This window comes from Nocardia caishijiensis NBRC 108228 (assembly GCF_001612825.1).
Taxonomy (GTDB): domain Bacteria; phylum Actinomycetota; class Actinomycetes; order Mycobacteriales; family Mycobacteriaceae; genus Nocardia; species Nocardia caishijiensis.
Map to the genome: position 1 here is coordinate 1 of NZ_BDBE01000042.1, position 20,869 is coordinate 20,869.

The following is a 20,869-nucleotide window of genomic DNA, read 5'->3' on the forward strand; positions in this document are numbered from 1 at the left end:
AATGCGGTCATGGCGGACTGCGGGGGGACACAGCGACCGGTGGGCCCGGTCCCGGGTCGACTTAGCTCACACCTGCTCCAGTACTGCCGACGCGCCGATTCCACCTGCCGCGCAAATGCCCAGCAGCGCTGTCTCTTTGCCGGTTCGGGACAGTTCGTTCGCCATCGTCGTCACCATGCGTGCCCCGGTCGCACCGAACGGGTGCCCCAGCGAGATGGAACCGCCGTGCACGTTCAGCGAGTCGATGTCCACCGTGCCGACCGCTTCGTCGCGATCGAGCCGGGTTTTGGCCCACTCGGCGCTCTCCAGCATGCGGAGCACCGACAGGGTTTGTGCGGCGAAGGCTTCGTGGATGTCGACGAGGTCGATGTCGGCCAGCGACATCCCTGCCTTGTCGAGCGCACGCGGCATGGAGATCGCGGGGCCGATGAGCACCTGATCCGCGGGGTCGACGCTGACGTAGCTCCACGAACGGAACGCCGCCAGCGGGGTGAGGCCCAGAGCCCGGGCCTTCTCCTCGCTCATCAACAGCACGGCTGACGCACCATCGGTGAGGGGGCTGGCATTGCCCGCGGTGACGGTGCCGTTCTCGGCGAAGACCGGTTTCAGGGTGGCCAGCTTCGCCACGCTCGTATTCGCCCGCACCAGGCCGTCGGTGTCGATCCGCGTGCCCGACGGTGTCTCGATCGGCACGACCTCGTCGGCGAACCGGCCCGAGGCGATGGCGGCGGCGGCGCGGTGGTGGGAGCGGGCGGCGAAGGCGTCCTGGTCGGCGCGGGAGATCCCGTTGATCTTCGCCATCTTCTCGGCCGACTCACCCATCACCTCACCGGTGGTCCGCTCGGAGATCTTGGGCTGACGCGGCAGGACGTCGGTGAACGGCGCGAGCTGACGCACCACGTCGAGGTAGTCCTTGGCCGACGGCTTCCCGAGTGCGACCGGCGCCACCGCGTGCACCACCTTCTGCGGCAGCTTGATCTCGGCATTGCTGGTGGAGTCGCTGCCGCCCGCGATCATGACGTCGTATTCGCCGCGTTCGATCGCCGCGGCCGCCGAGGTGACGGCCTGTAGACCCGACGCGCAGGCCCGGGTGACGGTGTACCCCTCACATCCGAAGTCCAGGTTCAGGTCCAAGGCCACCTCGCGCGCGATGTTCGGCGCGTGGCTCGGCAGGATCACTCCGCCCCACACGATGGACTGGATCTCGGCGGACGCGATACCGGTGCGCCCGAGCAGACCACGCACCGCCGCACCGGCCAGGGCGATGCTGTCGAGCCGGGTCAGGTCGGTGAACGCGCGGACGAACGGGGTGCGGGCACCCGCGATCACGACAGCGCGGCGGTTCTCGGCCATGGGGGTCCTTTCGTCTGAACCCCCACGGTATCCGATACCAGCGGTACTGGGTACCGTTTCGGTTCAGGCGGGCGTGATCTCGAGGCCGATGGTGCCGTCCTTGCCCCGGCGCAGGTTGCTGAAGAAGATCACCAGCGGACCGGTGAGCCGGTACTTGCGGCGCAGCAGCGAACGCACCTGCTCGGTCTCGGCACCGTCCAGTACGCGCGCGGTTCCCGAGATCACCGCCCCGTGCGTCTTACCCCGCGCATCGCACGGCTGCACCGTCACCTCGGCATTGCGGCGAATGCGCTTGACCTTCCAACTGTCGGTCACCGTCCAGACGTACAGCTTGTCCGCACGCGACACGGCCCACACCGGGGTACCGACCGGTGTGCCGTCCTTGCGGAAAGTGGTGAGCAGAACATAGTTCGCGGTCGCAACCTCGCCGAGGCGGTTCGTCATACCCCGAGCCTAGCGGTGCGAAAACAACTAGGGCGGGGCGGCGGAAAGGTTCGTAGGCTCGAATTCATGAGTGATATCGCAGTGCCGATGTTGTGGAGCGGCGACCTCGGAGCCACCCTGGAGTTCTATCGGACGCTGGGCTGGACCGTGACCCACGAACAGACCCGACCCTATGCGTACGGGGTGGTCGAGGGGCACGGGACCGCATTGCATTTCTCCCCGGCCCCCGGCGGAGTCGAGCTGCCACTCGAACGCGTGGCGGCGCTGCTGCTGGTCGATGATGTTGCCGACCGGCACGCGACGTTCACCGCCGCCCTGCGCACCACCTACGGCAAGGTCCCGGCGAAGGGTTGTCCGAGGATCACCCGTTTCCGACCGGGCCAGTCACGGTTCACGCTGGTCGATCCGGTCGGCAACACGGTGCTGGTGATCCAGCGTGACGAACCGGAGTCCCTCGAATACGGTGGTTCCCGCGACCTCGAAGGCCTGGCCCGCGTGCTCGACAATGCCCGCATCCTCCGGGATTTCAAGAACGACGACCGCGCCGCCACCCGCGCCCTGGAAACCGGTCTACGCCGTTTCGGCGCAACCGCGGCCACGACCGACCTGGCTCGCGCATACGCCGCCCTGACCGAACTCGCCGTCGCCGCAGGCGATTCCGAACGCATCACCCAGTGGCAATCCGCGTTGAACAGCGTGGCTCTCACTCCCGCGGAACGTGCCGCCCTGGTGACCGACACCACCGTCGCCGGACTTCGCCCCGCACCGCACGGGGCCGACCAGTAGGTTGCCACCTGCGCAGGGTGGGAGCAAGATGCTGTTCGCCGTGCTTCCCGACACCGGAAACACGGTGCGCGATCGCGGCTTTCGATGCGGTGGCGGCGGTGATGCCGGTCGCGGCGACCATGAGTGGGCGGCCATTCGAGAGAGATACCGATCAGTTTCGTGAGGTGAGGACACTCGGACCGTCGGCGGTCACGGCGATCGTGTGCTCACTGTGCGCGCAACGCGACCCGTCGGCCGAGCGAATGGTCCACCCGTCGGCATCGGTGTAGACCTTGTCGGTGCCTGCCGCGAACCAGGGTTCGATGGCGAGGGTGAGTCCGGGCCGTAGCAGGAAGCCGCGACCGGCGCGGCCGTTGTTGGCCACATGCGGGTCCTCGTGCATGGTTCGCCCGATGCCGTGCCCGCCGTATTCGGTATTGATCGGATATCCGTATCCGCGAGCGACGTTCGCGATGGCAACCGAGATGTCGCCCAGCCGGTTACCGGGCCGCGCGGCCGCGATCCCGGCCGCCAGGGCCTCCTCGGTGGCCCGCACCAGCCGCTGATCATCGGCCGAGCCGGTACCGACGGTGAACGAGATCGCCGAATCCGCACTCCAGCCGTCGATGGTGACGGCCAGGTCCGCGGTGAGCAGATCGCCGTCGCGCAGTACGTAGTCGTGCGGAAGTCCGTGCAGGACAGCGTCGTTGACGGCAAGACAGACCGTGTTGCGGAACGGCCCGCGTCCGAACGAGGGCGCGTAGTCCCAGTAACACGACACCGCACCACGCTCGCGAATTTGTTCGCGCACATAGGCTTCCAGCTCGAGCAGATTCACCCCGACCAGCGCCCGTTCGCGCACTCCGGCCAGCACGTCCGCGACGAACCGGCCGGTCACCCGCATTCGTTCGATCTCCTCGGGAGTCTTCAACTCCACCATCACGCCTCCACTCGGTATTTTCATACCGACACTAGCCGTGCCGGTATAAAAATACCAAGCTCAGCGGTTGAGGTTGCCCATATCGATCGGGATCTGCGCGCCCGTCACCTGACCCGCCTCGTCCGAGCACAACCACGCCACCGCCGCCGCGATCTCCTCGGGCTGACAGATGTAGCTCGGCAGCGCGTTCATGAAGATGGGTCCGAGGGTGCTCGCGTGCTGCTCGAGCAGCGGGCCCATCTCACCCATCTGCATACCGGTGGCCACGCCCGCCGGATGCACGGTGTTCACCCGGATGCCGTAGCCACCGAGCTCGTTGGCCATGGTCTTGGCGAGTCCGGTGATGGCATGTTTGCTCGCCGCGTAGTGGCCGACGAACGGCATACCCTTGAGTCCGGCCACCGAACTGGTGAACACCATCGCACCACCGCTGCCCTGGGCGATCAGGTGGGGCACAGCGGCTTTCGCGGTGTGCCACACCCCGGTGAGGTTCACGTCGATGGTCTCGCGCCACTGTTCGGGCGTGATCTCCCACGACAGCGCCGCCGAGCAGATGCCCGCGTTGGCGACCACCACGTCGAGCCTGCCGAGTTCCTCGATCCCCGAGGCGAGCGCCGCCGAGAGTGCGTCGAAATCGCGCACGTCGACCTTGCTCGCGACGATCCGGCCACCGGCCGCCTCGACGAGCTTCACCGTCTCGGCCAGATCGTCCTCGGTCGCTCCCGCGTACCCGGTGCTGCCGAATTCCGCGCAGGCGTCGACGGCGATCACGTCGGCGCCTTCCTCGGCGAACCGCACCGCCTCCGCCCTGCCCTGCCCGCGCGCCGCGCCCGTCACGAAGACCACCTTGTCCTCGAACCGTCGTGCCACGTTCCTACCTCCGAACCTCGTCGTCCTTCATGAACACTTCACCACCGCAGAACGTGCCGTGCGGTACGAAACCGGATTTCCGACGGCGTCCTAGCCGTGCCGGGCCGCGTGATCGTGGGCGAAGCTCGCCCACGCCCGGACGACGATCTCCCCCGCGGCGTCGGCACCGGCGAGCGTGACGTCGACGCGCGGCTCACCGTCCTGGACGTAGTGCTGGGTGACGTGGCCCGAGCAGGTGACGGTGTCGCCCGACGGCAGGGCGCGCAGCACGCGCGTGCGAAAGCGGCGGATGTTCTCGGCGCCGAGCCAGTCGGTGGCATAGGCGGCGAGCAGTGCCGCCGAGCGCGGCGAGATGTCTTCGGCGACAGCGGTTTCGGTCGCGGCCGACCACGACTCGGCGACCAGTCCGCCGGTGCGGTCGAAATACCGCACCAGCGATTCGGAGCCGTCCGGATCGCGGCGATCGATGGCGCGGATGGCGGTCAAGCGGTCCCCGGCGCGCGGCGGCGGCCCGAAGAACCGGTGGTCGGTCTCGGTGCGTCCGCCGGTGAGGCGCTCACCGGCGGGCAGGAACGTGGGCGGGACCACGGGGCGTTCGGCGAGCCGGTAGGCCGGGTCCCGCGACAGGGCCCGGGCCGCGAACAGCCGGATGGCCTCGCTGTCCAGATCGATGGCTACCGCCCTGCCCGCGTGCTCACTCACGTCCGCTCCTCTCGTCCTGCTGGTCGGTAAAGCTAGGCGGCCGTCGATGTTGTGACCGGTTCCTCTCCCGCTGACCGGGACATCGCGACCCCGACCGGAAAACATGTCCACTGACCGGGACGGCCCCGTCACCGCCTACCCCGCGCGGGCACACCATCGGCGCAGCTCATCCCCACTCCGCCCGAACATGGAGGTTTCGATGCCGGAGAACCCGCCGAACGGCCGAACCCAGTCCGCCACACCCGAATTCCGGGAGATCGAGGCCGCTGCCGCGCCCACCCGCTTCGCCCGCGGCTGGCACTGCCTCGGTCTGCTCTCGTCGTTCCGCGACGGTGTGCCCCACGAGGTCAAGGCTTTCGGCACCACCCTTGTGGTGTTCCAGTCCGAGACCGACGGCGCACTGCACGTGCTCGACGGCTTCTGCAGGCACATGGGCGGCAACCTCGCCCACGGCACCATCAAGGGCGACTCGATCGCCTGCCCCTTCCACGACTGGCGCTGGGGCGGCAACGGCAAGTGCACGGCGATCCCGTACGCGCGCCGGGTTCCCCCGCTGGCCAAGACCCGCTCCTGGCCGACGCTGGAACGCAACGGCCAGCTCTACATCTGGCACGACCCGCAGGCCAGTTTGCCCACCGACGCGGTGACCATTCCCGAGATCGAGGGCTACGGCAGCCCGGAATGGACAGACTGGACGTGGAACTCGATGCTCATCGAAGGCTCACACTGTCGTGAGATCGTCGACAACGTCGTCGACATGGCGCACTTCTTCTACGTGCACTACGCGTTCCCGCGCTATTTCAAGAATGTCTTCGAGGGCCACGTCGCCACCCAGTACATGCGCTCCACCCCGCGCCACGATATCGAGGTCGGCACCAGTTACGACGATCCGAACTCGACCTTGCGTTCGGACGCTTCGTATTTCGGCCCTTCCTACATGATCGACTGGCTGTGGAGCGAGGCCAACGGCATGACGATCGAGACGGTCCTCATCAACTGCCACTACCCCGTCTCCGATAACTCCTTCGTGCTGCAGTACGGCGCGATGGTGAAGAAGCCGCAGGGCATGTCCGATGCCGACGCCGAGGCGATGGCCGCGCAGTTCGCGCGCGGTGTCGAGGTCGGCTTCGAGCAGGACGTCGAGATCTGGAAGAACAAGGCGCCCATCGACAATCCGCTGCTCTCGGAGGAGGACGGGCCGGTCTACCAGCTGCGCCGCTGGTACAAGCAGTTCTACGTCGACGTCGACGAGGTCACCGACGACATGACCAAGCGCTTCGAATTCGAGATCGACACCGAACGGGCCGTCACCAGCTGGGAGGCCGAGGTGGCCGACAACATCGCCCGCGGCCGGGTCGTCGACACCACCGCCTGATCCGCCCCACCCTCAGAGAAAGCACCACCCATGACCAACGTGCTCGACAACATCATGGCGATCGCCGACCGCCTGCGCGATCAGGGCCCCGAGGCCGAACGCCTCGGCCAACTGCCCGACGCCACCGCGAAGATGCTGAAGGCGGCCGGTCCGATCCGGTTGCTACAGCCCAAGAAGTACGGCGGGTTCGAGGCCCATCCGCGCGAATTCGCCGAGACGGTGATGGCCGCCGCCTCGCTCGACCCGGCCACCGGTTGGATCTGCGGCATCGTCGGCGTGCACCCGTGGCAGCTGGCCTTCGCCGATCCGAAGGTGCAGGAGGAGGTGTGGGGCTCCGACAGTGACACCTGGATGGCCTCGCCCTACGCCCCGACGGGCATCGCGCGACCGGTCGAGGGCGGCTACGTCTTCAACGGCCGCTGGCAGTTCAGTTCGGGCACCGATCATTGCGACTGGATCTTCCTCGGCGCCATGCTCGGTGACGCCGAGGGCAAGATGGCGACGCCGCCGACGATGCTGCACATGATCCTGCCGCGCTCGGACTACACCATCGTCGAGGATTCGTGGAATGTGGTGGGGCTCGAGGGAACCGGCTCCAAGGACATCATCGTCAAGGATGCCTTCGTCCCGTCCTACCGGGTGATGAACGGCGACCACGTGATCGACGGGACCGCGCAGCGCGAGTACGGCGTCACCGAGACGCTCTACAAGATGCCGTGGTCGACGATGTTCCCGCTGGGCATCAGCGCCGCCGTGGTCGGCATCGCCGAGGGCGCGCTGGCCGCACACCTGGACTACCAGCGTGAACGGGTCGGCGCCCAGGGCACTGCCGTGAAGGACGACCCGTATGTGCTGTTCGCCATCGGCGAGGCCGCGGCCGACATCAACGCCGCCCGTCAGGAGCTGCTGGCCAATGTCGACCGCGTGTGGGGCATGGTCGAGGCGGGTGCGGAGGTCGGCTTCGCCGATCGCGCGGCGGGCAGGCGTACCCAGGTGCGGGCGGCGTGGCGGGCGGTGATGGCCGTGGACCAGATCTTCGCCCGCTCCGGCGGTAACGCGCTGCGCATGGACAAGCCGTTGCAGCGCTTCTGGCGCGACGCGCACGCCGGGCTCAACCACGCCATCCACGTGCCGAGCACGGTGTATCACGCCTCGGCGCTGAGTTCGCTCGGCCTCGACCCGGCCCCGAACCTGCGCTCGATGATCTGAGCGACTACCGAACAAGGACAACGGAAATGACAGATGTCAAGAGCCTCGGCTACGTCAAGATCCAGACCGCCGATATGGACCGCTGGCGCACCTTCGCCTTCGATGTCCTCGGCTTCGCCAAGGGCAGCGGCCCCGATGAGAGCGCGCTGTACCTGCGCATGGACGAGCGCGCCGCCCGGATGGTGATCGTGCCGGGCGAGTCCGACGCCGTGGTGACCGTCGGCTGGGAGGTGCGCGACCACGCGGCGCTCGTCCGGGTACAGGAGGCCGTGACGGCGGCGGGTGTCGCGGTGAAGCCGCTGTCGGTCGAAGAGGCCGACGCGCGGCGCGTGGAGGAGGTCATCACCTTCCAGGACCCCACCGGCACCACCGTCGAGGTGTTCCACGGCGCCCTGCTCGACCACAGCCCGGTGGTCACCCCGTTCGGCGCGAAGTTCGTCACCGGCGCGCAGGGCCTGGGCCACGTGGTGCTGCCGACCATGGACCTGGGCGGTGCGTTCGAGTTCTACACCGAGGTGCTCGGCTTCCTGCCGCGCGGTGCGTTCCGCATCCCCGCCCCGCCGGAGTACGGACCGGTGCGGATCCGGTTCCTCGGCGTCAACGAGCGCCACCACAGCCTGGCATTGTGCCCCGCGCCGCACGGCGGAGCGCCGGGCCTGATCCACATCATGGTCGAGGTCGACAGTCTGGACGCGGTCGGCCAGGCCCTGGACCGGGTGAGCAAGGACGGCTTCTCGGTGTCCTCGACGCTTGGCAGGCACACCAACGACAAGATGGTGTCGTTCTACGTGCGCGCCCCCGGCGGGTGGGACATCGAGTTCGGCACCGAAGGAATGCGGGTCGACGAGCGGTACTACACCGCCGAGGAGATCACCGCCGACAGCTACTGGGGCCACGACTGGTCCGGCAGCGAGCCGCTCGCGGCGATGTAGTCCGGCACGCCCTTCACCACGGCCCCCGGCCCGAGCTCAGCTCGGACCGGGGGCCGTCGGTCTGTCGCGATGCGATCGTCCGATCCCTGTGACAGCGACCACAGCAGATGATATAAATAGGCATATGCCTAATCGAAATATGTGACTGGGCATCAGCTCGGAGATCCGAATGGAGAGCTCATGGTCATCCAGGCCGAGACCAACACCCCGAGCGCGATCCTCGATCGCGCGTCCCTGCTGCTCGACGCCTTCGACGGCCCGGGTCGGCTCACCCTCGCCCAGATCGTGCGCCGTACCGGCCTACCCCGGTCCTCGGCACACCGCATGCTCGAGCGGCTGGTCCAGTTGCGCTGGCTACGCCGGGAGGGCCGCGACTACGAGCTCGGCATCCGATTGATGGAGCTGGGTTCGCTTGCGGTGCACCAAGATCGGCTGCATCGCGCCGCCATGCCGTTCCTGCACGAACTGCACCGCGCCACCGGTTTCGTCGTCCATCTCGCGGTGCTCGACGGGTCGGACGTGGTGTACCTGGACAAGGTGGGCGGCGACCTGGCCGCAGCCGTGCCCACCCGGGTCGGCGGCCGACGGCCCGCGCACTGTACGGCGGTCGGCAAGGCGATCCTCGCCTCCGCCGCCGAGCGCCGCCTCGCGGAAATCCTCACCACCCAGGGTTCACGAACCCGCTACTCGATCAACTCCAGGGCCCAACTCGACGCGGAGTTGGCCAAGGTGCGCGCGCACGGCGTCGCCGTGGAACGCGAGGAATCACTGCCCGGTTTCGGCTGCATCGCCGCCCCGATCGGCGACCTCGGCCAGGCCGCCGTGGCCGCGGTCTCGGTCTGCGGCCCGGTGGATCGGATGCTGTTCGACCATCGCCTCAGCGCCCCGGTACGCACGACCGCGCTCAACATCTGGCGTCACGTCGACGACGGGCAGGTGCGCGTGCGCCCGACCCTGCAACAGCACGCGCGACCGCTCAATGTCGGGCCACGACCGCTCGCCCCGGTGGACCGGCGAGCACGCGACTACGCCTGAGAGCCTGCGGACGCACGCGATCCCGCCGAAGCAGCGGCGTGGTGGATCCCGCCGAGAAGCGCGGGCTCACTTTGTCGCGCGGATCCTCGCGGGGGTGTACGCGCTCACCCCCGCAACGGTTCGTTGAGACAAAAGCTGTGGCAGATGCGGTCGCGCACGATGACTTCCGGATGTTCGGGGTCGAACCAGCGGTCCACGTGAGCCCAGTGGACCGGGTGCATGAGGTAGGGGCCGTCGAGTCCGTCGAGGTCGGTGAACTCCTGTTCCCAGACATGAGTCCACGGCGCGGAGCCGAGCGCGCGCGTGGTCCGGCTCAGCCGCCAGGACCGAATGGTCGAGATGTAGCGCGGCATGCGGAGCAGATCGGCTTCGAACCGATCGGTCGTCTCCGCTGCGGCGTCGGGTGAGACACGAAGCAGCAGCACGCGATACACCGATCCGGTCGGCGGTTCGGTACCTCCGACACCGGCTCCATACTCGGCGCCGTCCACACGGGCGATGCCGGGGACCGCGGACTCCCACTGCGACGCGACGGTGTTCCAGGCGGTCGCGTCGTCGAAACGCAAGTGCACCAGGATGTCTCCGCCGTTGCGCACACCGGGCAGGGTCGGCTGGACGAGGACGCGGCGAGCCGGTGAGGCGAGCGCTGTCGCACGAAGCTCCGCGAGCACCCGGTCGGTGTCGGCGGTGGGCGTCAGGTGCAGCAGCCGGACGACGTCAGACATCGCCGAGCCTGTCGATGTCGGCAGGTGCGGCGCCGGTGGTTCGGGTGCGTTCGAGGACCAGATCATCGACGCCGCCCCACCAGTGCCGCACGGATTCGTCGAGTCGGCCCTGCCAGGTCATCGCCCACCACCCCGCGGCGCCGTCGAGGACCCAGGTGGCGGTCACCGTGTTGGACTCGTCGGGGAACCAGACGGGCGGGCTCACGACCAGCCGTTCCAAGGTCATGCCTCGGGCCCGCGCACCCGGTGCGTACCCGCTCAGGTAGGTGTCGACGAATTCCTTCGCCCGGCCGGGTTTCGTGACGACGGTGTCGATGACATAGACGTTCGTGGTGTCCATTCGCCGACGATAGGCAGCCGTTGCGGCAGGCCGGTGGGTTGTGTCCGCCCAGCGGGAGAACCGGGTCCGACCCGCGCGGCATCGGCCCTACGGTGAGGCGCACGACCGGCGAGCCGCGTCGGCGCACGCACAGGAGGACCAGTGACGATCCGCGACTACCCGACTACCGGCCCGGGTGCCGTGCCGGACCCCGAGGTGGCGGCGATGCTGACCGCCCTCGACGCGGGATTTCCCGACGTGGCCGCGATGTCGGCCACCGACGCCCGCGCCGCGACCCGGTCGAGACGTGGTGTGCCACCGCGACTTCCCGAACTCGCCTCGGTCCGCGACGTGGTCATCGACGGACCGGGCGGTGCGTTGACGCTGCGCGTGTACCGGCCCCACGACGACGCGCCACCCCGACCGGTGATCGTGTTCGCGCACGGCGGCGGTTTCGTGTTCTGCGATCTCGACAGCCACGACGAGTTCTGCCGCTCGATGGCGATGGGTGTCGGCGCGGTGATCGTCGCGATCGACTACCGCCTCGCCCCGGAACATCCCGGCCCCGCCGCCCACGAGGACATGCTCGCCGCTGTGGCCTGGGCCGCCGACCACATCGGCGCACACGGCGGCGACCCCGCGCGCATCGCGGTGGCCGGTGACAGCGCGGGCGGCAACCTCGCCGCGACCGTCGCGATCGCCCTGCGTGACGGCAGCGGTCCGCCGGTGGCCGCCCAGATCCTGCTCTATCCCGTCATCGACGACGACTTCGACACCGAGTCCTACCGCCGCTTCGGCACCGGCCACTACAACACCACCCGCGCGATGCGCTGGTACTGGCGGCAGTACGCACCCCACGGCACCGACGACGTCCGCCTGATCCCCACCCGCGCCGACACCCTCGCGGACCTCCCGCCTGCGCTGGTGGTGACGGCCGAACTCGATCCCCCCTGCTCGGCGGGAGACGCCTACGCCGCCCGCCTCGCCGCCGACGGCGTACCCGTCCGCCACCGCCGCTACGACGGCCTGTTCCACGGCTTCCTGACCATCCCCACCCTCGCCGCGACCCAAACTGCCCGCACGGAGATCTGGTCGATGATCCGCAACGTCCTCAACCTCGACTAGGTCCAGACGAGACGCTCAACGCCGACCCGATGTCGGTGGCAGCCCTTCCACTACAGGTCGAACGGGCCTGGTGTCTGCAATCGACTGAGCTCGAGCCAGGATTCGGAGATGGTCTGGAATCCCCTGCCCCGTGTGGCGCGCGTGTTGGCGGGAGCGTGTGAACGGTCGATGGCTCGTCGCCACGGCGGGTGAGGGTGTGAACGACGCGCCCGCTCCTCGCCAACCTCCGGGACTTTCGGAGGCCTGTGGTCGACGACCTATGCGGGCGCGTCCGGGTGCCCACCCGCCGCCTGCACCCGCTGCTCGATCTCCCGCCAGCGCCCCGGCGTGGGATGTGGGTACTCCGCGCGATCGTCGTGTTCGGCACCGGCCAGGATCGTCGCGGCCTGGTCGATCTCGTCGATCAGCTGCTGGGCGAGTTCGCGTTCGGCGGCATAGTGACGCTGGGCCCATTGCAGCACGATCTGCGAATAGGCCCAGCCCGGTTCGGATTTGGCGGCCTCGGCGTCGACGGCGGCGCGCTGCTCGAGTTGGTCGACGTCGGCGATGTGGTCGCGCAGGATCTGCTTGAGCCGGTCGGGCGAACCGAGGTGGCCGAACATGACGCGCAGCAGCACATGGTGTTTGAGCACCGAGGGATCGACGGGCGCCTCGTTCCACCAGGTGGTGACGGCGGCACGGCCCGCGTCGGTGATCTGGTACAACCTGCGCCCGCGCATGGCGTTGTCGCTGTCGAGCCGGGAGGAGGCGAAACCGTGCTGTTCGAGCTTCTTCAGTTCCGCGTAGATCTGGCTGTAGGACGGGGTCCAGTAGAAGTAGCGCAGGCTCCAATCGGCCCACTTCTTCAGGTCGTAGCCGGAGATCTCCTCTTCGAACGAGAGCATCGCCAGTACCGCCCAACTGGTCGGCGGCAGGTTGGGCACGCCGGGGTCGGGGTCGGTGGTCGGCACCGGTGCATGGTAGCAACCGGGCCGCTCACCTCGGCTGTGTCGGCAACCGCTCACCGGGAGGACATCTTGAGAGCCGCACCGCCGTGCCCCGATTCTGAGGGTATGAACGCAGACAATGTCGTCGTCGACACAGGTGTCCCCAGCCCGGCCGAACTGCGCGCGGTACTCGGGCACTTCGCGACCGGGGTGGCGGTGATCGCCGCGCACGACGGCACCCGCCCGCTCGGTTTCACCTGTCAGTCGGTGGTGTCGGTGTCGCTGGATCCGCCGTATGTGTCGTTCTGTCCGGCCAAGAGCTCGACGAGCTGGCCGCTGCTGCGGCGCACCGGGACGCTGTGCATCAACATCCTGGCCGAGGATCAGCGGGCAGTGTGCGGCCGATTCGCGATGAGCGGCGGCGACAAGTTCGCCGGTGTCGAGTGGAGTCCGGCGGGCAACGGCGCGCCCGCGCTGCACGGGGCGCTCGCCCACATCGAGGCGTCGGTGGAGCTCGAGCACGATGCGGGCGACCACACCGTCGTGCTCGCCCGGATCAGTGGTCTGCGGGCCGCCGAGGGCGCGCGCCCACTGCTGTACTACCGGGGCGGTTTCGGCGGATTCGCCAGCTGACCCGGCAACGGGGTGGTCGTCCGCCGCCGACCACCCCGTACCGGGCGGATCACGCCTCGAGAACGTCGAAGCCCTTGTAGTCCGCGGCCGCCACCTCGGCGATGATCTGTCCGTACACGCCGAAACCGCCGACGAACGGCATGAATACCCGGGGCTTGCCCTCGATGTTGGCGCCGAGGTACCACGAATTCGCCTCGAGCATCAGCGTTCCCGCTGCCCGATCGGCGCACTCGCGCACCCAACCGGCGACCGCGTCGGGCCGGGCCTCCAGCGCCACCGCGCCCCGGTCGTCGAGGAACCGCATCGCCTCGGCCACCCAGTCGACATGCAGTTCCGAATGCAGCACCATGTTCGCCAGTACCGAAGGACTGCCGGGACCGGTGAGATTGAACAGGTTCGGGAATCCCGAGATACCCAGGCCCAGATAGGTTTTGGGCCCTTCCGCCCAGGTCTCGTTGAGGGAGGCTCCGCCCCGGCCGACGATGTTCATCCGCGAGACCGAGCCGGTCATGGCGTCGAACCCGGTGGCGAGGACGAGGGTGTCGAGGCGGTGATGGGTCTCGCTCGTGTGCACGCCCTCGGCATCGATATGGGTGATCGGGGTGGCGCGCAGGTCGACGAGGCCGACGTTGGCGCGGTTGAAGGTCTGGTAGTAGTTCGTGTCGGTGCAGATCCGTTTGGTGCCGATCGGGTGATCGCGCGGGATCAGGATGTCGGCCACGCGCGGGTCGTCGATCACCGCGCGCACCTTCTGCTCCCAGAACAGCCGCGCGGTGTCGTTGGCCTCGCGGGTGAGGAGCTGATCGGGGAAGGTCTTGGAGAACAGCACCCCACCCAGTTCCCACCGGCGCTGATACGCCTCGCGACGTTCCTGTTCGGTCGCCTCGACCGCGAGCTTCGGGTGCGGCTGGTGCGGTGAGCCGCCGCCACTGGCCATCGACAGCCGCCTACGCTCGGCGTAGTTCGCCTTCTGCGCCTGCCGCTGTTGTTCGGTGAGCGGCGTATTACCCGCCGGGACACTGTAATTGGGCGTGCGCTGGAAGACGTGCAGGCGCGCGACCTCCTCGGCCAGACACGGAATCGTCTGGATCCCGGAGGAACCCGTGCCGATCACACCCACCCGCTGACCGGCCAGATCCACGCCCTGGTGCGGCCAGTGCGAGGTGTGCAGTACCCGACCCGCGAAGGTGTCGAGGCCCGGGATGGCCGGGGTGTTGGCGTTCGACAGCGGGCCGGTGGCCAGCACCACGAACCGGGCCGACACCGCGCGCCCGGTGTCGGTGCCGACCTGCCAGCGCAGCGTCGGCTCGTCGAGCACGATATCGGTGACGCGCGTACCGAATTCGATGTCGCGGCGCAGGTCGAAGCGGTCGGCGACGTGGTCGAGGTAGGCCAGGATCTCGGGCTGGGTGGCGTACTTCTCGCTCCAGTTCCATTCCTGCTGCAGGTCCTCGTCGAAGGAGTACGAGTAGTCGACGCTCTCGACATCGCAGCGGGCACCCGGATAGCGGTTCCAGTACCAGACGCCGCCCACACCATCGGCGGCCTCGAACACCCGGACGGTGAGTCCTTGTTCGCGGAACTTGTGCAGGGCGTAGAGCCCGGCGATGCCCGCGCCGACGACGACCACGTCGACCTCGGCGAGACCCTTCCCTGGTGACGATGGGGTCTTCACTGTGCCTACCTTTCGATGGAGACCGGTTCTCCGCCGCGACGGTAGAGATCCACGTGGCGTCCGAGCAGGTGGTCTTCCCGCTGACCGGCACGTTCGCCGGATCGTTGTCGCCTCCCGGTGATCGGGATGACCCCCATCACACCGGCCGCACCCCGGCATACCGTCGGGGACGAGTCGAGGCGGTATCAGGAGGAACAGTGGTGGACTGGAACGACGAGGTGGACGTGCTGGTCGCGGGCTCCGGCGGCGGCCTCGCGGGTGCGTACACCGCGGCCCGCGAGGGGCTCACCGTCGCGGTGGTCGAGGCGACCGACAAGTTCGGCGGCACGACAGCGTATTCCGGTGGCGGCGGCGTCTGGTTTCCCTGCAACCCCGTCCTCGAGCGGGCGGGCACCGACGACACCCTCGACGACGCGCTCACCTACTACCGTGCCGTCGTCGGTGACCGCACCCCGGCCGACCTGCAACAGACCTACGTGCGGCGCGGCCGCGACCTCATCGAATACCTGGAAGCCGACGAGCATTTCGCGTTCCAGATGCTGCCCTGGCCCGACTATTTCGGCAAGGCGCCCAAGGCGCGGCTCGACGGTCGGCGCCACATCATGCCGACACCGCTGCCCGCCGCCGAGCTGGGCGATCTGCGGGAATCCCTGCGTGGGCCGCTCGACACCGACCGGCTCGGGGCACCGCTGCCCGACCTGCTGATCGGCGGACAAGCGTTGATCGGGCGGTTCCTGCGGGCGCTGTCGGCCTATCCGAACGTCACGTTGCACCTGTCCGCGCCGCTGGTCGAGCTGGTGGTCGAGGACGGGGTGGTGACCGGCGCGATCGTCGAGCGCGACGGGCAGCGTCACGCCATCCGCGCTCGCCGGGGCGTGGTGCTCGCGGCAGGCGGTTTCGAGCAGAACCAGCAGTTGCGCGAGCAGTACGGTGTGCCCGGTTCCGCACGAGACACCATGGGCCCCTGGGGAAATCAGGGACTGGCGCACCAGGCGGGGATCGCCGCGGGCGCCGACACCGACCTGATGGATCAGGCCTGGTGGTCGCCCGGTCTGACCCACCCCGATGGGCGTTCGGCGTTCGCGCTGTGGTTCACCGGCGGCATCTTCGTCGATCGGAACGGCGAACGGTTCGTCAACGAGTCCGCTCCCTACGACCGGCTCGGCCGCGACGTGATCCGGCGACTCGAATCTGGCGAGATGACGGTGCCGTTCTGGATGATCTACGACGACACCGAAGGCGAGGTGCCGCCGATCAAGGCCACCAACGTATCCATGGTCGAGACCGAGAAGTACGTCGCCGCGGGCCTGTGGCACACCGCCGACACGCTGGCCGAACTGGCCGCGAAGATCGGAGTGCCCGCCGACAAGCTCGAGGCCACCGTCGAACGGTTCAACAGCATGGTCGCCACCGGCGTCGACCCGGACTTCGGCCGCGGCGACGAGGTTTACGACCGCGCCTTCTCCAACGGCGAACCACCGCTGGTTCGTATCGACAAGGGCCCGTTCCACGCGGCCGCCTTCGGCATCTCCGATCTCGGCACCAAGGGCGGCCTGCGCACCGACAGCGCCGCGCGCGTGCTCGACCGCGCCGGGCGACCGATCCCCGGCCTGTATGCCGCGGGCAACACCATGGCCGCGGTGAGCGGCGAGGTGTACCCCGGCGGCGGCAACCCGATCGGTGCGTCGATGCTGTTCAGCCACCTCGCCGTCCTGGACATGCTGGGCAGTTAGGCCGCGGTCTCCTCGAAGGTGGCGCCACTGTGTGCCATCCGTTCGAGGGCGTAGGCGGGGTCGATCAGTGCCTCGGGCAGGTGGACACCCGGTGGCACGGCCGCACCGCGGAGCCCGAGCAACCGTTCGACCCCGAGGGCGATCCCAAGCGCGGTCAGCGGACGCTGCCCGTCCGGATGCGCGAGTGTGCGACGCACTCGCGCAGCGGCGCCCGAGAAGTCGGTTCCCTCGACGTCGATGACGACCTCGAGGGACGCTCCCGCGCCGCGCCGTCGGCCCGCGGACTCGCCGACCGCCAGGTCGAACCGGACGTTCGGCGCGCCCGTGGCCAGCGCGAGACTCGGCACGTCCAGAATCGGAATGCTCTGCCCGGCGAGCACCACCCCGTCACCGACCCGTACGTCGGCGCGGGCGTCGTCGCCGCTCACCCAGGTGAACACGCCGTCGCGGCGGATCAGTCCCGCGGTGGTGACTGCCGACCAGCGCTCCAGATCCGCGATGCCCGCCGGTCCCCCGATATCGGAATCATCCAGTGCCGCAGCGATTCCGATGCGTTCGACCCGATCGAACTCCGCCGCGACAGCGAGGGTGGCGAGCACGACGATCCCGGCGAGATAGTGACTGGCCAGCAGGATCGGCGCCGCACTCGCCCGCCCACTGCCCGCCACGACCTCCGGAGCGATGTCGAGCAGACCGCTGGACAGGCTCAGATAGGGCACGCCGTGGCGCGCGGCGAAGCCCAGCCCGTGCAGATGGTCGTCCCACAGTGCCGCGATGACCGCGGAATACGCGACGTCGGCGGGCAGACCGAGGTCGGCGCGAGTGATGTCGATGGTGACCGCGTTCGCGCCACCGAGGCTCTCGGCGACCCGCCGCGCGCGTTCGATGTCACGGCCCGCGATCGTGAGTTCGAGTTCCGGATACCACCGGCGCAGCAGCGCCGCCGTCCCCGCGCCCGCCTGCCCCGAGCCACCCATGATCAGTACCGATGTCGCCTGTCGCGTCACGTCTTCTCCTTCGATCAATCAAGCTACATTTTGTAACTTACACTTTGTAGCTAAACTGGGGCGACAACGCAAGGGAGGAAGATTTGCCGACCACGTCGACGCGCCTGTCCAGACCCGCCAGGCACGAACAATTGATCGAGACCGCGCTGGCGATCGTGCGCGCCGAGGGTGCCGACGCACTGACCCTGCTCAGCCTCGCCGAGGCCGCGGGGGTGAGCAGGCCGATCGTGTACGACCACTTCGGCACCCGTCCCGGGCTGCTGCTCGAGCTGTATCGACGGCTCGACGAACGCCATCGGACCGCCACCGCCACCGCGCTGGCGAGCGCCGCCCCCACCCCGGCCGGGATCGCGCGCGTACTGAGCGGCGCGTACTTCGCGTGCGCCACCGACATGCCCGAATTCAGCGCGGTCTCCGCCGCGCTCAAGGGGAATCGGGACATGGAGACGATCCAGCGGGACCTGCTCGATGCCTATCTCACCTTGATGACGGACGCGCTGATCCCGCACAGCGACCTCGCGGCCGGCGCTCTTCGACTGCGGTGCGTCGGCATTCTCGGTGCGGCCGAAACGATCGCCGAGGAGCTGAACGCGCGGCGCTGCTCCCTCGATGCCGCGATCGGAGCCCTCACCGGTCTGATGGTCGGCAGCATCGCGACGGGCGTCGCGACCTAGATCTCCCGCTGGCTGGGAATCCGCCGCCCACCCGCCCACCTGCCGTGATTGCGTTCATCGACCACTCCATCACCCATCTCCAGGAGCGACACGATGACATCAGCGGACCACATTCGAGACACGGTGCGGCGGTATGTGGAGACCGTCGGCACCGGGACGGCCGCCGACGTCGTCGCGCTCTACCGCGAGGACGCCACCGTGGAGGACCCGGTCGGCAGCGAGGTGCGAGTCGGTCACGCCGCGATCACCGAGTTCTACGCCGCCATCGAGTCCCTCGACACGTCGACGGAACTGCTGAGCATCCGGGTCGCGGGCAACAGCGCCGCGTTCAACTTCCGGGTGATCACCCGCTTCGGCGAGCAGACTTTCACGCTCGAACCGATCGATGTGATGACCTTCGACGAGGACGGGCGCATCACCAGCATGCGCGCGTTCTGGTCGCAGGACGACATGGTCGTGAGCTGAGGAACCGGGAATGACTGCGAATCAGCAACACTGGGATCACGAGGTCGGGTTCCTCGTCGTCGGCAGCGGTGCGGGTGGGCTCACGGGCGCGCTCGCCGCGGCCGACCGCGGCCTCGACACGCTCGTCATCGAGAAGGCCGCCTACTACGGCGGCAGCACCGCGCTCTCGGGTGGCGGTATCTGGGTACCGAACAATCCGACCCTGCTGCGGGAGGGTCTGCGTGACGATCGCGCCGACGTACGCGCCTACCTCGATGCGGTGGTCGGCGACCGCGTGCCGACCGCCAATCTCGACCGTTTCATCGACGAGGGCCCGCGCATGCTGGAGTTCCTCGAGACCAGCCCGCACCTGCGATTCCAATGGTGCACAGGCTATTCCGACTACCACCCCGAGGCACCGGGTGGCCGCCCGGCGGGCCGGTCGATCGAACCGCTGCCCGTCGATCTCAAGCAGCTCGGCCCCGACGAGAACCTGCTCCGCCCGGCCGCCCTCGCCACCCCGCCGGGTCTGTTCATCACCTCCAAAGACTTCGTCCAGCTCAATATGGTCACCCGCACCTGGAGGGCGCGCTGGACCGCGCTGCTCACCGGGTTGCGCGCGATCAAGGCCATCGTGCTGCGCAGGCACATGGACACCCTCGGCCGCGCACTGATCGCCCGGCTGCGCCTCGCCCTGCGGGACGCGGGGGTACCGCTGTGGCTGAACACCCCGCTGCGGTCGCTGATCACCGACGACACCGGCGCGGTGATCGGTGTGGTCGCCGAGCGCGACGGCCGCGAAATCCGCATCCGCGCCCGCGACGGCGTCCTGCTGGCCACCGGCGGGTTCGAGTACAACCAGGCCATGCGCAAGCAGCACCTGCCCGACGGGGGCCGCGACAACTTCAGCGCGGCCTCGGCAGACAACACCGGCGACGGCATCCTGGCCGGTGAAAAGGTCGGCGCCGCAGTGGATCTGATGGACGACGCCTGGTGGATGCCGTCATTCCAGCGCCCGGAGGGCGTCAACCAGGTGCTGGTGTCGGAGCGGTCGATCCCGTGCTCGATCATCGTCGACAGCTCGGGCGCCCGCTTCACCAACGAGGCCGCGCCCTATGTCACCTTCGTGCATGCCCAGCTGGCCGGATCGCACGACCCGGCCTGGCTGATCTTCGACGCGAAAGCCAAGAGCCGGTATCCGATCGGCGGCATCGTGCCGGGCCAGAAGTTCCCGGCGTCCTGGCTCGAGAGCGGTCTTGTGCGCACCGGCGCGACGGTCGACGAGCTGGCCACGGCCATCGGGGTGCCCGCACTCGGCTTGCGCGCGACCGTCGAGCGGTTCAACGGGTTCGCCCGCAACGGCCACGACGACGACTTCGGGCGCGGCGACAGCGCGTACGACAACTACTACGGCGACCCGACCCTGCCCCAGCCGACCCTCGACCCGCTCGACCGTGGGCCGTACTACGCGCTGCGGATTCGCATCGGTGATCTCGGCACCAAAGGCGGGCTGGTCTACAACGAGAACGCCCAGGTGCTGCGCGCCGACGGTTCCGTCATCGACGGGCTCTACGCGGCGGGCAACACCTCGGCCGCGGTGATGGGCAACGACTACGCGGGCGCGGGCGCGACCATCGGTCCGGCCATGGTGTTCGGGTACGTCGCCGCCGACCACGCCGCGGCCGCGCGCTGACCCGGGGAAAGATCATGCAACCCATCCAGTGCGCCACCTGCGGAAACCGGGTGCTCGCCGAGAAGTTCAGCCCGAGTCACACCAGCGTGCAGTGGCTCGACGACGCCGAGACCGCCTGCCCGGAGTTCGCCCGCCGGGCGGCCCTCGGCGAGCCGAGCAGCTGGATCCCCACCTGCTCTGCCCTGCGCGATTCCATCGAACGAGCCGTCGCCGCAGGCGAATTGGCGACCGATCAGCTCCGCAACGAACCGGTCCCCGGCCGCCTCGGCTGACCCCCAGAACCAGGAGAA

General features: G+C 68.7%; 22 protein-coding genes. 12 read left to right on the top strand and 10 right to left on the bottom strand.

The features are described from left to right. Positions 1-66: 66 nt before the first annotated feature. Entirely contained in the window at positions 67-1,353 is a 1,287-nt protein-coding gene (locus NC7_RS24320) for an acetyl-CoA C-acyltransferase (protein WP_067987048.1), read from the bottom strand. A gap of 63 nt (positions 1,354-1,416) precedes the next feature. Then, positions 1,417-1,797, bottom strand: a complete 381-nt coding sequence (locus tag NC7_RS24325) for a PPOX class F420-dependent oxidoreductase (protein ID WP_067987050.1) — start codon at positions 1,795-1,797, stop codon at positions 1,417-1,419. A 66-nt stretch (positions 1,798-1,863) separates the two neighbouring features. Between NC7_RS24325 and NC7_RS24330 the strand changes: the two genes are divergently transcribed. After that, positions 1,864-2,583: a DUF8817 family protein gene (locus tag NC7_RS24330; protein ID WP_067987052.1), complete on the top strand. Its 720-nt coding sequence runs from the start codon at positions 1,864-1,866 to the stop codon at positions 2,581-2,583. Positions 2,584-2,734: 151 nt separating this feature from the next. On the opposite strand, the gene map is transcribed toward NC7_RS24330, so the two are convergent. From map to NC7_RS29750, 3 genes are all read right to left on the bottom strand, one after another. Continuing rightward, entirely contained in the window at positions 2,735-3,502 is a 768-nt protein-coding gene (gene map, locus NC7_RS24335; protein ID WP_067987054.1) for a type I methionyl aminopeptidase, read from the bottom strand. Positions 3,503-3,562: 60 nt separating this feature from the next. Further along, complete coding sequence (locus tag NC7_RS24340; protein ID WP_067987056.1) at positions 3,563-4,372, bottom strand: mycofactocin-coupled SDR family oxidoreductase; 810 nt, start codon at positions 4,370-4,372, stop codon at positions 3,563-3,565. A 90-nt stretch (positions 4,373-4,462) separates the two neighbouring features. Then, positions 4,463-5,074 carry a hotdog family protein gene (locus tag NC7_RS29750; protein WP_174550264.1) on the bottom strand — a complete coding sequence of 204 codons (612 nt, stop codon included), beginning with the start codon at positions 5,072-5,074 and terminating at the stop codon, positions 4,463-4,465. Between the two features lie 199 nt (positions 5,075-5,273). Between NC7_RS29750 and NC7_RS24350 the strand changes: the two genes are divergently transcribed. From NC7_RS24350 to NC7_RS24365, 4 genes are all read left to right on the top strand, one after another. Beyond that, positions 5,274-6,449, top strand: a complete 1,176-nt coding sequence (locus NC7_RS24350; protein WP_167352457.1) for a 3-ketosteroid-9-alpha-monooxygenase, oxygenase component — start codon at positions 5,274-5,276, stop codon at positions 6,447-6,449. Between the two features lie 30 nt (positions 6,450-6,479). Beyond that, entirely contained in the window at positions 6,480-7,658 is a 1,179-nt protein-coding gene (locus tag NC7_RS24355; RefSeq protein WP_067987060.1) for an acyl-CoA dehydrogenase family protein, read from the top strand. A 26-nt stretch (positions 7,659-7,684) separates the two neighbouring features. Then, positions 7,685-8,590: a biphenyl-2,3-diol 1,2-dioxygenase gene (gene bphC / locus NC7_RS24360; RefSeq protein ID WP_067987062.1), complete on the top strand. Its 906-nt coding sequence runs from the start codon at positions 7,685-7,687 to the stop codon at positions 8,588-8,590. Between the two features lie 180 nt (positions 8,591-8,770). Beyond that, positions 8,771-9,625 (top strand): IclR family transcriptional regulator, encoded by an 855-nt coding sequence (locus NC7_RS24365; RefSeq protein WP_067987063.1) that lies wholly within the window; start codon positions 8,771-8,773, stop codon positions 9,623-9,625. A 104-nt stretch (positions 9,626-9,729) separates the two neighbouring features. Here the strand turns inward: NC7_RS24365 and NC7_RS24370 are convergent, their stop codons facing one another. Both NC7_RS24370 and NC7_RS24375 read right to left on the bottom strand, forming a co-directional pair. Beyond that, positions 9,730-10,350 carry a Dabb family protein gene (locus NC7_RS24370; protein ID WP_067987065.1) on the bottom strand — a complete coding sequence of 207 codons (621 nt, stop codon included), beginning with the start codon at positions 10,348-10,350 and terminating at the stop codon, positions 9,730-9,732. Then, entirely contained in the window at positions 10,343-10,690 is a 348-nt protein-coding gene (locus NC7_RS24375) for a hypothetical protein (protein ID WP_067987067.1), read from the bottom strand. The genes NC7_RS24370 and NC7_RS24375 overlap by 8 nt, the downstream gene beginning before the upstream one ends. 141 nt (positions 10,691-10,831) lie before the next feature. Between NC7_RS24375 and NC7_RS24380 the strand changes: the two genes are divergently transcribed. Continuing rightward, complete coding sequence (locus tag NC7_RS24380) at positions 10,832-11,794, top strand: alpha/beta hydrolase (RefSeq protein ID WP_373861272.1); 963 nt, start codon at positions 10,832-10,834, stop codon at positions 11,792-11,794. Between the two features lie 257 nt (positions 11,795-12,051). Here NC7_RS24380 and NC7_RS24385 read toward each other — a convergent pair whose 3' ends face one another. Next, a complete protein-coding gene (locus NC7_RS24385; protein ID WP_307613838.1) occupies positions 12,052-12,678 on the bottom strand; it encodes a PadR family transcriptional regulator in 627 nt (208 codons plus the stop codon). A 168-nt stretch (positions 12,679-12,846) separates the two neighbouring features. Here NC7_RS24385 and NC7_RS24390 point away from each other — a divergent pair, with 168 nt between their 5' ends. Further along, the gene (locus tag NC7_RS24390; protein ID WP_067987071.1) at positions 12,847-13,353 is read left to right on the top strand and encodes a flavin reductase family protein; all 507 of its coding nucleotides are present in this window, start codon (positions 12,847-12,849) and stop codon (positions 13,351-13,353) included. Between the two features lie 49 nt (positions 13,354-13,402). On the opposite strand, the gene NC7_RS24395 is transcribed toward NC7_RS24390, so the two are convergent. Beyond that, on the bottom strand, positions 13,403-15,028 hold the full coding sequence (locus NC7_RS24395) for a flavin-containing monooxygenase (protein ID WP_067987073.1): 1,626 nt from the start codon (positions 15,026-15,028) through the stop codon (positions 13,403-13,405). 197 nt (positions 15,029-15,225) lie between these two features. Between NC7_RS24395 and NC7_RS24400 the strand changes: the two genes are divergently transcribed. Beyond that, on the top strand, positions 15,226-16,761 hold the full coding sequence (locus NC7_RS24400) for an FAD-binding protein (RefSeq protein WP_067987076.1): 1,536 nt from the start codon (positions 15,226-15,228) through the stop codon (positions 16,759-16,761). Here the strand turns inward: NC7_RS24400 and NC7_RS24405 are convergent. Continuing rightward, a complete protein-coding gene (locus tag NC7_RS24405) occupies positions 16,758-17,768 on the bottom strand; it encodes a saccharopine dehydrogenase family protein (protein WP_236573681.1) in 1,011 nt (336 codons plus the stop codon). The genes NC7_RS24400 and NC7_RS24405 overlap by 4 nt on opposite strands. Positions 17,769-17,851: 83 nt before the next feature. Between NC7_RS24405 and NC7_RS24410 the strand changes: the two genes are divergently transcribed. The 4 genes from NC7_RS24410 (at position 17,852) to NC7_RS24425 (ending at position 20,851) form a co-directional block, all read left to right on the top strand. Next, complete coding sequence (locus NC7_RS24410; protein WP_067987078.1) at positions 17,852-18,442, top strand: TetR/AcrR family transcriptional regulator; 591 nt, start codon at positions 17,852-17,854, stop codon at positions 18,440-18,442. A 93-nt stretch (positions 18,443-18,535) separates the two neighbouring features. Continuing rightward, on the top strand, positions 18,536-18,907 hold the full coding sequence (locus NC7_RS24415) for a nuclear transport factor 2 family protein (RefSeq protein WP_067987080.1): 372 nt from the start codon (positions 18,536-18,538) through the stop codon (positions 18,905-18,907). A gap of 10 nt (positions 18,908-18,917) precedes the next feature. Then, complete coding sequence (locus NC7_RS24420; protein ID WP_067987082.1) at positions 18,918-20,579, top strand: FAD-binding protein; 1,662 nt, start codon at positions 18,918-18,920, stop codon at positions 20,577-20,579. A gap of 14 nt (positions 20,580-20,593) precedes the next feature. Further along, positions 20,594-20,851, top strand: a complete 258-nt coding sequence (locus NC7_RS24425) for a hypothetical protein (protein WP_067987083.1) — start codon at positions 20,594-20,596, stop codon at positions 20,849-20,851. Positions 20,852-20,869 lie beyond the last annotated feature (18 nt).